This window comes from Tenacibaculum aiptasiae (assembly GCF_965221665.1).
Lineage (GTDB): Bacteria > Bacteroidota > Bacteroidia > Flavobacteriales > Flavobacteriaceae > Polaribacter > Polaribacter aiptasiae.
This window is the reverse complement of sequence record NZ_CBDCSN010000003.1, coordinates 1,253,466-1,265,454: the sequence shown is the minus strand read 5'-3', so window position 1 is coordinate 1,265,454 and position 11,989 is coordinate 1,253,466. Positions and strand designations below refer to the sequence as shown.

Annotated in this window: 13 protein-coding genes; 7 read left to right on the top strand and 6 right to left on the bottom strand. The window is 29.2% G+C overall.

What is annotated here, in order from left to right:
- Positions 1-46: 46 nt before the first annotated feature.
- Positions 47-763 (bottom strand): RDD family protein, encoded by a 717-nt coding sequence (locus ACOQN8_RS17300; protein WP_420553647.1) that lies wholly within the window; start codon positions 761-763, stop codon positions 47-49.
- Positions 764-882: 119 nt separating this feature from the next.
- Between ACOQN8_RS17300 and ACOQN8_RS17295 the strand changes: the two genes are divergently transcribed.
- From ACOQN8_RS17295 to ACOQN8_RS17270, 6 genes are read left to right on the top strand one after another with little or no spacing between them, the layout of a single operon-like run.
- Positions 883-1,848 (top strand): stage II sporulation protein M, encoded by a 966-nt coding sequence (locus tag ACOQN8_RS17295; RefSeq protein WP_420553646.1) that lies wholly within the window; start codon positions 883-885, stop codon positions 1,846-1,848.
- A complete protein-coding gene (locus ACOQN8_RS17290; protein ID WP_272149460.1) occupies positions 1,841-2,692 on the top strand; it encodes a hypothetical protein in 852 nt (283 codons plus the stop codon). Before ACOQN8_RS17295 ends, ACOQN8_RS17290 begins: the two co-directional genes overlap by 8 nt.
- Positions 2,693-2,696: 4 nt before the next feature.
- The gene (locus ACOQN8_RS17285) at positions 2,697-3,428 is read left to right on the top strand and encodes a DUF4129 domain-containing protein (RefSeq protein WP_420553645.1); all 732 of its coding nucleotides are present in this window, start codon (positions 2,697-2,699) and stop codon (positions 3,426-3,428) included.
- A 4-nt stretch (positions 3,429-3,432) separates the two neighbouring features.
- Positions 3,433-4,656: a DUF4350 domain-containing protein gene (locus ACOQN8_RS17280; RefSeq protein WP_420553644.1), complete on the top strand. Its 1,224-nt coding sequence runs from the start codon at positions 3,433-3,435 to the stop codon at positions 4,654-4,656.
- Between the two features lie 11 nt (positions 4,657-4,667).
- Positions 4,668-5,669, top strand: coding sequence for an AAA family ATPase (locus ACOQN8_RS17275; protein ID WP_150901177.1), 1,002 nt, complete (start codon positions 4,668-4,670; stop codon positions 5,667-5,669).
- A 2-nt stretch (positions 5,670-5,671) separates the two neighbouring features.
- Positions 5,672-7,003, top strand: a complete 1,332-nt coding sequence (locus ACOQN8_RS17270; RefSeq protein ID WP_420553783.1) for a DUF58 domain-containing protein — start codon at positions 5,672-5,674, stop codon at positions 7,001-7,003.
- A 44-nt stretch (positions 7,004-7,047) separates the two neighbouring features.
- Here the strand turns inward: ACOQN8_RS17270 and ACOQN8_RS17265 are convergent, their stop codons facing one another.
- The 5 genes from ACOQN8_RS17265 to ACOQN8_RS17245 form a co-directional block, all read right to left on the bottom strand.
- The gene (locus tag ACOQN8_RS17265) at positions 7,048-7,776 is read right to left on the bottom strand and encodes a YggS family pyridoxal phosphate-dependent enzyme (protein WP_420553643.1); all 729 of its coding nucleotides are present in this window, start codon (positions 7,774-7,776) and stop codon (positions 7,048-7,050) included.
- A gap of 46 nt (positions 7,777-7,822) precedes the next feature.
- Entirely contained in the window at positions 7,823-8,539 is a 717-nt protein-coding gene (locus ACOQN8_RS17260) for an AAA family ATPase (RefSeq protein WP_420553642.1), read from the bottom strand.
- Positions 8,540-8,687: 148 nt separating this feature from the next.
- Positions 8,688-9,020, bottom strand: a complete 333-nt coding sequence (locus ACOQN8_RS17255) for a CCC motif membrane protein (protein ID WP_420553641.1) — start codon at positions 9,018-9,020, stop codon at positions 8,688-8,690.
- Positions 9,021-9,035: 15 nt separating this feature from the next.
- On the bottom strand, positions 9,036-9,329 hold the full coding sequence (locus tag ACOQN8_RS17250; protein WP_272149467.1) for a DUF2752 domain-containing protein: 294 nt from the start codon (positions 9,327-9,329) through the stop codon (positions 9,036-9,038).
- An 8-nt stretch (positions 9,330-9,337) separates the two neighbouring features.
- On the bottom strand, positions 9,338-9,661 hold the full coding sequence (locus tag ACOQN8_RS17245) for a YbaB/EbfC family nucleoid-associated protein (RefSeq protein ID WP_150901181.1): 324 nt from the start codon (positions 9,659-9,661) through the stop codon (positions 9,338-9,340).
- A gap of 140 nt (positions 9,662-9,801) precedes the next feature.
- Here ACOQN8_RS17245 and ACOQN8_RS17240 point away from each other — a divergent pair, with 140 nt between their 5' ends.
- A complete protein-coding gene (locus tag ACOQN8_RS17240; RefSeq protein ID WP_420553640.1) occupies positions 9,802-11,898 on the top strand; it encodes a S9 family peptidase in 2,097 nt (698 codons plus the stop codon).
- The last annotated feature ends 91 nt before the right edge of the window (positions 11,899-11,989 follow it).

The window sequence follows — 11,989 nt, the reverse complement described above, 5'->3', positions numbered from 1 at the left end:
TCGTTTAATTTCCAGTGAAATAAATTAAAAGAATTTATTCTGTAATTTATTGTTGTGCGTAATAATGATAATCTTTAATAACAGTATTAATAAAATCCATAGGTTTTTGCTCAGTATTAATACCTGTTAATTCAATTATTTTTTGATGTAGTTTTAGAATTACCTTATGGTTTCTTTTTCTTCTAGCATCATTAAATACACTTTTGATAGTGTGTATGTCACTATCTTTTAATAAAGTAACTTGTGTGTAGGTAGGAGTATAATTGTTGACAATATCACTAGCAATGGTGTCTTTTAAACTAATCCTTTTCTTTTCAGAAATTACTGTAGTTGCAGCAGCTAAATCGCCCAAGCGTTGTCCCTTTCCATTTAAAAGAATAGTTAAAACAGCAACAGAACCACTAGCCAAGGTAAAATCGATAACACGTAATAACCAACGTATTAAATAACTTCCAAATGTAGGTTTAGAACCATCTAATTTTACCACACGAATTTGATTAAAATATTTACCAGGTGTTTGTCCGTTCATTAAAACTTCAAAAATTAAACTATAGAAAAAAGCAGGTAAACTAATAAGTGCCCATAAACTCATGTATTCCATACTTGGAGCTATGTCTAACATTCCCATAATAAGTATGATTATTATATAATAACCAATTATAAATAAGGCGTCAATTAAATACGAACCTATGCGCGTTGTTATATGAGCTACATTTTGATTTATAGAAATATTTTGTGCAGTTTCTATTTGAAAATTATCCATTGATTAGTTTTTCAATTTTTTTTATTGTTGTTTCTTTAACTTTTTTTAGCTTAGCGAAGATAAAAAGATTCTATGATTAAAGAAATTGCACGAAAGAAAACTACTATTTTTCTTAAAAAATGAGAGAAGCTGCTTTTGTAAATAAGAACAAAGAAAAATGGCAACTTTTTGAAGATGTTTTATACAACAAAGCAGTTGTGTCTCCTGATAAATTATCTGATTTATATGTTGAATTGACTGACGATTTAAGCTATGCTAAAACCTTTTATCCAAAAGGAAATACTGTAGTGTACTTGAATTCGATTGCTTCAGTCGCACATCAAAAAATATATAAAACCAAGAAGGAGAGTAAGAATAGACTCTTTAGTTTTTTTAAAACTGAATTTCCATTAATGTTTTATAAGTATCAAAAGCAACTGTTGATTGCTTTTGTAGTATTTGCTTTTTTTACTCTGTGTGGAGCTTTTTCATCAGCAAACGATATTGATTTTGTACGACTTATTTTAGGTGATAACTATGTAAATATGACGCTAGAAAACATAGAAAAAGGTGATCCTATGGCGGTTTACAAAAAAGCAAATGAATTAGATATGTTTATAGGTATTACAGTAAACAACATAAGAGTAGCAATGTATGCTTTTGTTTTAGGAATGTTATTTTCTGTAGGAACTTTATATATAATGATGCAAAACGGAATTATGCTAGGTTCGTTTTTGTATTTCTTTTACGATAAAGGTTTATTATGGGAATCTTCAAGAACCATTTGGATTCATGGAACCATAGAAATATCAGTAATTGTAATAGCAGGTTGTGCAGGTCTAGTTTTGGGTAACGGATTGTTATTTCCTAAAACATATTCTCGATTAGAATCTTTTAAAAGAAGTATGAAAGATGGATTGAAAATTATGGTAAGTACCATTCCTTTCTTCATCATAGCTGGTTTTTTAGAAGGTTTTGTAACGAGACATACTGAAATGCCAGACTGGTTAGCGGTTTTGATAATCTTATCATCCTTAGCTATTATAATATTTTATTACGTAATCTATCCAATACAAGTACATAAAAATCAATTAACAAATGACTAAAGAATATATAGAATTTAAAAGAGAAAGAGATTTAGGAAGTATTATTACCGATGCTTTTAAATTCATAAGGTTAGAAGGAAAACAGTTTTTCTTAACTATTCTTAAAGTATCGGCTATTCCTATTTTAATAACTATAGGAGGGGCAATTTTTATGATGTTTTCTTTATCTAATGTAGCAAATAATGATGTTTTAGGTATGTTAGGTTTTAGTGGTTCTGGTTTTATGATGGGAATTGCTTATTTGATTACACTTGTTTATATCAATTTATCAGGTATGTACTATATCAAATCGTATATAGAAAATAAAGGAAATGTTAATGAACAAGACATCATGGTTAATACTAGAGGTAAGTTTTGGTCATTTACTGGTTTTGCAATTTTAGCATTTATAATATTTATAGCTAGTGCATTCTTATGTTTTTTTCCAGCATTTTATACATGGACTGTTTTGTCTTTAGGAGCTTCAATATTAGTTTTTGAAAATGAATCAGCTACATCTACTATAGGTAAATGTTTCAATTTTGTTAGTGGATATTTTTGGGAAACTTTTGGAGTTATATTTGTTGTAAGTCTTTTAGTAAGTGTTTTGGGTTATGTTTTTCAGGTTCCAGCTACTATTTACCAACTAGTAAAAATGGGAATAGGATTTGGCGTTCAAGATCCAACTGAAGTTTTAGATCTTTATAAAGATCCTATATATTTAATTTTATATATTATTTCTATGGTTGGACAACTTATGTTTTATTCAATCACATTAATTACCAATGTATTCTTATACTTTGATATTAATGAGCAACGAAACTTGACAGGAACAATGGAAAAAATAGATGGTTTAGGTCAATAATATTTTGAAACAGTTTCTTTTTTACATAACGTTTTTATTGTTTTCTATATGTGTTTTTTCACAAGAAGAAAAAAAGCAAGTTCAGTTTGATGATTCTAGAATTGAGCAAAAGAAATTTGATGCTAAAAAAATAGAAGAGTATAAAAAACAAAAGGAGTTTATATATGTTGTTCAAGAAAGTGAACCGACAGTTTTAGATAAAATTTGGAACTGGTTGAAGAGAATAGTCAAGAAAGTATTGTCTTATTTTTTTGATGATATCACGCCTGCAGTTGGCTTCTTGAGATTTGTATTAAACGCTTTGCCCTACATTATTGCTGGAATAATTTTATACCTAATAATTAAGTTCTTTTTAAAAGTAAAAGCGAGAAGTATTATAGAAGGAAAAAATACAAAATCTATTGTAAATCTTTCAGAAGATGAAGCATTAATAAGAGACAAGGATTTACCAAATTTAATTGAAAAAGCAATTAATGAAGGGAATTATCAGCTAGCGGTACGTTATTATTACTTGTTATTATTGAAAAACTTATCGGAAAAAGAATTGATTTCTTGGCAACAAGAAAAAACAAACGAAGATTATATAAAAGAGTTATCGTTAAACAAAAGTTTGTACTCGGAGTTTAAAAAACTGACTTATTTATATGATTATGTTTGGTATGGAGACTTTTTAATAGATAAAGAAAAGTTTTTACAAGCTGAAACAAACTTTAAAAGTGTGATTGCTAAAATTTAAGGAATTGGATAAAAAACTAAAAATATATATTGGTTTATTGATATTTATAATACTTAGTATTGTCTATATCGAATCGGCAAAACCAAAAGAAATAAATTGGTTTCCAAGTTATGTAGCAAATCACAAGATACCTTATGGAACTTATATTTTGCATAAAGAATTACCTTCTCTTTTTTCAAAAAATAAAGTAAAAGATATATATCAAAACCCGTATCTATTTTTAAAAGATTCTACACGTAAAGGAACTTATTTGTTTATAGATAATACTCTTAATTTTGGAGATGATGAGTTTGAAGAATTATTAGATTTTGTCGAACGAGGAAACAATGTATTTATCGCAACAAACGGTATTTATATAGATACTTTAAATGTAAGAACAAAGCAATTAAGTACATCTGCATTTGAGGAAAAGGCATATCAAAAAATGAGTAATCCAGAGTTTGGAAACAAAGAGTATTATTTTGATAGAGACTTTCCGAAACGATATTTTTCAGAAATTGATACATTAAATACAACCATTTTAGGAGAGATGATTATTAAGGATGGAGATGGTGTAGTTGAAAGTACAGAAGCTAATTATATTAGAACAAAGTATGGAAAAGGGTATTTTTATTTACATACTTTTCCCCAAGCATTTACTAATTATAGTATGTTGCTAGAAGATAATTATGAATATGTAGGAAATGTATTGTCATATTTAGACAAAAATAATTCAGGTGTTGACGATAGAAAAAGTTATAGTGATAATATAATTTTATGGGACACATATTATAAGACGGGGAAGAGTAGAATAGCCTCGCCAATGCATTATGTATTAAGTTCAAAACATTTAAAATGGGCTTATTATGTGGCTTTAATAGGTGTATTGTTTTTTATCGTTTTTAAAGGGAAAAGAAAACAGCGATTTATTCCAGTAATTACACCTTTAAAGAATCAAACCTTAGCTTTTACAAGAACAATAGCTAATATGTATTATGAAAAATCAGATCATAAAAATATAGCATCACATAAAATAAATTACTTTTTAGAGTATATAAGAACTACTTACCGATTGTCAACATTGAAAATAGACGAAGCTTTCTATGAGAAACTATCAAGTAGGAGTGGAAATTCATATGAAGATATAGTTAATTTGTTTAAAAAGATAGATGCAATAGCGTCAAAAGAACATATAAAAGAAGAAGAATTAATAGCGTTAAATAAAGCTATAGAAGCGTTTAAAGAATAAAAAAGAATAGGATGAGTGTAGAGAATCCAACAACCGAATCAAATGAATTGTTTTCAAATAGAATAGATTTATCTAAACTAAAGGAAGCAGTAGTAAAAATAAAAGAAGAGCTAGCTAAAGTTATAGTTGGACAAGAAGATTTTATAGAGTTATTATTAGTTTCATTGTTAGCAGATGGACATGTTTTAATAGAAGGTGTACCAGGAGTAGCAAAAACAGTAACAGCTAAGTTGTTAGCAAAAACAATTGCTACAGATTTTAGTAGAATTCAATTTACACCAGATTTAATGCCTTCTGATGTATTAGGAACTTCTGTTTTGAATATGAAAACTTCTGATTTTGAATTTAAAAAAGGACCTATATTCTCTAACATTGTTCTAATTGATGAGATAAATAGAGCACCTGCAAAAACGCAAGCTGCTTTATTTGAGGTAATGGAAGAGAAACAAATTACTATGGATGGAACTCGTTATGAAATGAAACCACCGTTTATGGTATTGGCAACACAAAATCCTATAGAACAAGAAGGAACATATGCATTACCAGAAGCTCAATTAGATCGTTTCTTGTTTAAGATAAATGTAGGTTATCCAAATTTAGATGAAGAGATTAAAATTTTAACAGCTCATAACGAACGTAAAGGAGCGCTGCCTCAAACAAAAGTGTCAACTGTTTTAACAGAGACAGAACTGTTAGAATATAGAAGTAAAGTATTTGATGTTTTAGTAGAGGAGAAAATTATAAAATATATCGCCGAATTAATTTCAAATACGCGTAATAATTCGCATTTATATTTAGGAGGTTCACCAAGAGCAAGTATTGCAGTATTAATGGCAGCAAAAGCATTTGCAGCAATTAACGGACGTGATTTTGTAATTCCTGAAGATGTAAAGAAAAGTATCTATCCAGTGCTACGCCACAGAATAATGTTAACTCCAGAAAGAGAAATGGAAGGAATGACTGCAGATAAAGTCATAGAAATAATTGTACAATCAGTAGAAGTACCAAGATAGTGATTCAGTTTTTTAAATCTATATACATACATAATCGCTTTTTTATATACATAAGCATTATATCAGGATTATTTTTATTGTCGTTCTGGTTACCCGTATTGTATTCACTTACGTGGATGCTTGTTTGGTTGTTTTTAATAACCATGTGTATTGATTTAATAGTTTTATATCGATTTAAAAAAGGCTTTTCAGCTCAACGTATAGTTTCTGATAAATTGTCTAATTCAGATGAAAATGAAATAGCCATTACGTTAGAAAATAGATACCCATTTCAGGTTTTTGTTTCAGTTATCGATGAATTGCCAGAACAATTTCAAAAAAGAGATTTTGACTATCAAACATCACTTCAAGTAGCTGATAAAAAAACGTTTTCCTATAATGTTCGTCCAGTAGAAAGAGGAGAGTATAAGTTTGGAAATTTGCATGTATTTGTTTCAACATTATTGCAGATTTTTTCAAGAAGATATGTTTTTACAAATGATAAAGATGTAAAAGTATATCCCTCTTATGTTCAAATGAAGAAGTATGAATTCTTAGCAATGCATAATAATTTGACAGAGTTTGGAATGAAGAAAATTAGGCGTATTGGACATACCATGGAGTTTGAGCAAATTAAAAACTACATTCCTGGTGACGATGTCAGAACTATAAATTGGAAGGCTACAGCAAAAAGGGGAGAGTTGATGGTGAATCAATACCAAGATGAAAAATCTCAACCCATATATTCTATTATTGATGTAGGACGTGTTATGAAAATGCCTTTTGAAGGATTGAAGTTGTTAGATTATGCAATTAATTCAACATTGGCTTTTTCAAATATAGCATTATTAAAGAATGATAAAGCAGGGATGCTTACGTTTTCTAAAAATGTAGAAAAAATAATAGCAGCAAGTAATAAGAAAACGAATTTATCGGTAATAAATGAAGAATTATATAAAATCACAACCGATTTTTCAGATGCTAATTTTGCTTTATTATATGCTACTATAAAGCGAAAAATAAATCAACGAAGTTTATTGATTTTATATACAAATTTTGAGCATATTTCAGCTTTAAAAAGACAGTTACCTTATTTGAAAATGATTGCTAAAAAACATTTATTAGTTACAGTGTTTTTTGAAAATACAGAGTTGGATAAGTTAATCACAGAAAATTCAGAAGATTTACAAAGCATATATCACAAAACAATAGCCGAAAAATATGCCTATGAAAAAAGGTTGATAGTTAAAGAACTAGAAAAAAATAGAGTGCATGCAATTTTAACAAAACCAGCCCAATTGTCGGTTAATGTAATAAACAAATACTTAGAATTTAAGGCAAAAGGTATGATTTAAGTTATGCTTTAAATAAGTTCTATGTGTTTAAGGTTAAGTGTGTTTTAATTTTGTTCGTTCCAATAAAAACTATCTGGGTAAATTCTTTCTCCAAATATGGCAGTTCCCACTCTAACAATAGTAGCACCTTCTTCAATAGCTATTTCTAAATCATTACTCATACCCATTGATAATTCATCCATAGATACATTAGGAATATTTAATTGAATAACTTCTTCTTGAATAGCTTTTAATAGTTTAAAACACTTTCGTACTTCGTTTGACTCAGAACTTAATAAACCAATGGTCATTAAGCCTTTTATATGAATGTTTTTAAGTTTCGAAACTTGTTTAATTAATTCAATTGCATTTTCAGGACTCACACCAAACTTACTTTCTTCATTAGATGTATTTACTTGAATGTATACATCTATTTCTTTATTTTCAAAAGAGAGTCTTTGCTGAAGTTTTTCAGCAAGAGAAAGTCTGTCAATGGACTGAATACAAGTACACCATTTTAATACTTCTTTTATTTTATTGGATTGTAAATGACCAATAAAATGAATTTCAGGATTCCATTCAGCAACAGCATTGCATTTTTCTTTAAACTCTTGAGCTTTATTTTCTCCCATTAAAGTAACACCTTCTTGCATAGCAATACTAATTTTTTCAGGACTGACAGTTTTAGTTGCTAATAAAAGACGAACTTCTTTTGTAGACCTTCCTGAAGTATTACAAGCATTATTTATTCGATTTTGTATGATGCGTAAATTATCTACGATAGTTGTACTCATAAATCAATGTTTTTGAACTTCCTTTTTTTGTATCGTTCAATAATTATTAAATACTTAATTTTAGTTCTTCTTCTAAAATTATTTGTCGTTTTAACTCTTTAAAAACAGTGTTTTTTGCTTCCGCATAAGAAACATTATAGATTCTTTGAATGTCTCTATATTTTTCAGGGTATTGAGATAATAAGCTTGTATAATATACATCCAATAAACTGTTTGTTGGAAGTTTAAACTCTAGCTGTATTTGAAACCTCCTTAGGATTGCGGTATCTATTATTTCTTTATAGTTGGTAGCAGTAATTAAAATAACGTTGTCGGGTAAATAATCTATAAGTTGAATAATAGTATTCACTAATCTTTTCATTTCTCCAGAGTCTTTTTGATCATAGTCGCGCATTTTTGCGATTGCATCAAATTCATCAATAAACAGTATTGCGTTTTGTCTAATAGACTTGTCAAATAAGGTTTGAATATTTTTAGCAGTTTCTCCTAGTTTAGAAGAAACAATACCACCTAAATTTAGAATTACTATTGGCTTTTTAAGAACACCAGCTATAGCCTTTGCTGTCATAGTTTTGCCACATCCAGTATGGCCATAAAGCAGGATTTTATTATCCACTGGTAAATTAAATTCTTGTAGCGCTTTTCTATGTTTAAATTCTTTTAAAAATTGTTCAATAATTGTTTTGTTAGATTGACTAAAATGAATTGCATCTAAGTTATCAATAACTATGTTATTTGACTTTATATATAAATTGCTTTGCATTATACTTATTATTAAAAATCAATTAATTTCTTCCTTCTTAAAACATAAAGAAATCTTGAGACTACAAATATAATTAGGAATCCTTACTTTATGAAGTTTTTATTGAAATAGTTGTATAAAAAAAGCGACCCAATTGGATCGCTTTCTTTTATCTATTTTGTAATTCATTCATTCTTTCCATCATTAAGTCTGGATCACTTAAAGCATCCCATCCAATAAGAGAAATAATCCATATGATGTAAGCAATAAATACAACATTAAGTATAATACCAACAATACCTAATATTTTCCCAGCATTGGCATTTTTTACACCTTCGTACTCATCTGGATTTTGATTATGAAGTTTAATAGCTTTATTTCCTAAAATTAAAGCAACAATACCTAGAGGTAGTCCAATAACTCCATAGCAGCAGCAGGTTACAATAGAGCAAATTCCTAAAACTAATGCCGTTGTAGAATTAGGTAATTTCATTTTTTCCATAGTTTTTATATGATTTTAGATTAATTGATTCATTTTTATAACATAACTTATTACAATAATAAGTACGTTAATTACAGCTAAAATACTGATTATTTTTTGAGCGTGTTTAACTTTATAAAAGAAGTTAAGAATAATAACAAAAGCTAAAAGAAGTAGTGTATATATTCCAGGATACATTTTAAAAGCTTCAATAAATTCACCTTTTAAAATTAAAGCTAAAGCACGTTGAATACCACAACCTAAGCAATCAATTCCGAAGAGTTTTTTGTTTAAGCAAGGCAACATATAATCTTCAAGCTGTACAAACATCTTAGCTGTTATTTAAACATATCCATTCCAGGAATATTAGGCATACCAGCTTTGGCAGCAATAGCTAATTCCTGTTCATTAATATCTCCAGCTCTTTTTAAAGCCTTATTTAAAGTCAAAATTAAATAGTCTTCTAATTCTTCTTTGTCTTCTAATAAAGACTCATCTATTGTGATTGCTTTTACTTCTCTATTGGCAGTAACTGTAACTTTTATAGCACCACTGGCAGCAGATTCGTCAATTAAAACAGTGTTTAAACGTTTTTTAGTCTCTTCAACTTTTTGCTGAGCTTCTTTAATTTTGCCCATCATACCAGAAATATCTCCAAACATTAATCGTCGTTTTTATTATTTATATACAAGCAAAAATAGTATTTTCACAAGGAAATTGTTTAATTTAAATAAAAATGAAAAAAATTATGTTCCCCGCTATCGCATTTAGCCTTATTTTTGCGTCCTGCAAAAAACAAGAAATGAAGAAAGATATCAAAGCTCCAGTTGCTGATAAGCAGCCAACTACCTTAGAGAAACACGGAGATGTGCGTACAGATAATTACTTTTGGATGCGTTTAACCGACGAGCAAAAAAATGCCGAAGTTAAAGACGAACAAACCCAAAAAGTATACGATTATTTAAATGCTGAAAATGCATATTACGATGAAGTAACAAAAGAGACGAAAGAGTTTCAAGAGAAGTTATTTCAGGAAATGAAAGGTCGTATTAAAGAAGATGATGAATCAGTACCTTACAAGAAGAGTGGGTATTTCTATATTACTCGTTATGAAAAGGGACAGCAATACCCAATTTATAGTCGTAAGAAAAGTAGTTTAGAGGCTGAGGAAGAAGTAATGTTTAATGTTAATGATGAAGCAGAAGGTCATGATTATTTCCAATTAGGAGGTTTAAGTATATCACCTGATAATAAATTAACAACTTTTGCAACCGATACTGTAAGTCGTCGTCAGTATTTTATTAAGATTAAAAACTTAGAAACTGGTGAAATTTATCCAGATAAGATTGAAAATACTACAGGAGGATCAGTTTGGGCAAATGATAATAAAACAATTTTCTACACAAAGAAAGATCCAAAAACTTTGCGAAGTTCACAAATATATAAGCACGTTTTAGGAACAGATTCATCTGAAGATGTATTGGTTTTTGAAGAAAAAGACGAAACATTTGGAACTTTTGTAACGAAAACAAAATCGAAAAAATACTTAGTAATCGGTTCGTATAACACGGTTTCAACAGAGTACCAAGTATTAGAAGCTGATAATCCTGATGGAAATTTTAGAGTTGTTCAACCACGTGAGCGTGATTTAGAATATGATATTGCACATTATGGCGATCATTTCTATATCAAAACAAATAAAGATGGAGCAACTAACTTTAAGTTAATGAAAACTCCAGAAGATAAAACTACTAAAGAGAATTGGGTAGATGTTATTCCTCATAGAGAAGATACATTATTCGAGGACTTTTCAATTTTTAAAGACTATTTAGTTTTAGAAGAAAGAAACAACGGATTAAACAAAATTAGAATTAAGCGTTGGGATGGATCGGAAGATTATTACTTACCTTTTGATGAAGAAACTTATTCAGCAGGAGTATATTCAAATCCAGAGTTTGATACAGATATCATCCGTTATTCGTACAATTCTATGACAACTCCAAGTTCGGTAATTGATTTCAATATGAAAGATAAATCAAAAGAAATCAAAAAAGAGCAGGAAGTATTAGGTGGAAAGTTTGATAAAACAAATTATGTAAGTAAGCGTATTTGGGTGCCAGCTAGAGATGGTAAAAAAGTAGCTTTATCAATTGTACATCATAAAGACACTAAGATTGACAAAAATACACCAGTATTACAATATGCATATGGTTCGTATGGATATACTATTTCAGATGGATTCTCAACAACGCGTTTAAGTTTATTAGACAGAGGTTTTGTGTATGCATTAGCACATATTAGAGGAAGTCAGTATTTAGGAAGAGAGTGGTATGAAGATGGTAAAATGTTGAATAAGAAAAATACATTTACCGATTTTATTGATTGTTCTAAATATTTAATAGATAATGGATATACATCACCAGAGCATTTGTATGCAATGGGAGGATCAGCAGGAGGATTGCTAATGGGAGCAGTTATCAATATGAATCCAGAATTGTATAATGGAATCATATCTGCGGTACCATTTGTAGATGTAATTTCAACCATGTTGGATGATAGTATTCCATTAACTACTGGTGAGTATGACGAATGGGGGAATCCTAACGATAAAGAATACTACGATTACATTAAATCGTATTCTCCATATGATCAGGTAGAGGCAAAAGCCTATCCAAATATGTTAATTACTACAGGTTTACACGATAGTCAAGTACAGTACTGGGAGCCTGCAAAATGGATAGCAAAGCTTAGAGATTTAAAAACTGATGATAACATGTTATTCTTACATACAAACATGGATGCAGGACATGGAGGTGCTTCAGGTAGGTTTGATGCATTAAAAGAAACAGCTGAAGAATATACATTCTTTTTAATGTTAGAAGATAAGTTAGAAAAATAGTTATATTTTTGCGCTCGATTGAGTGTAAGCGTCATTGCGAGAGCAACGAAGATTAGCAATCTCAATAAAAAAGATTACTTCGTTATTCACC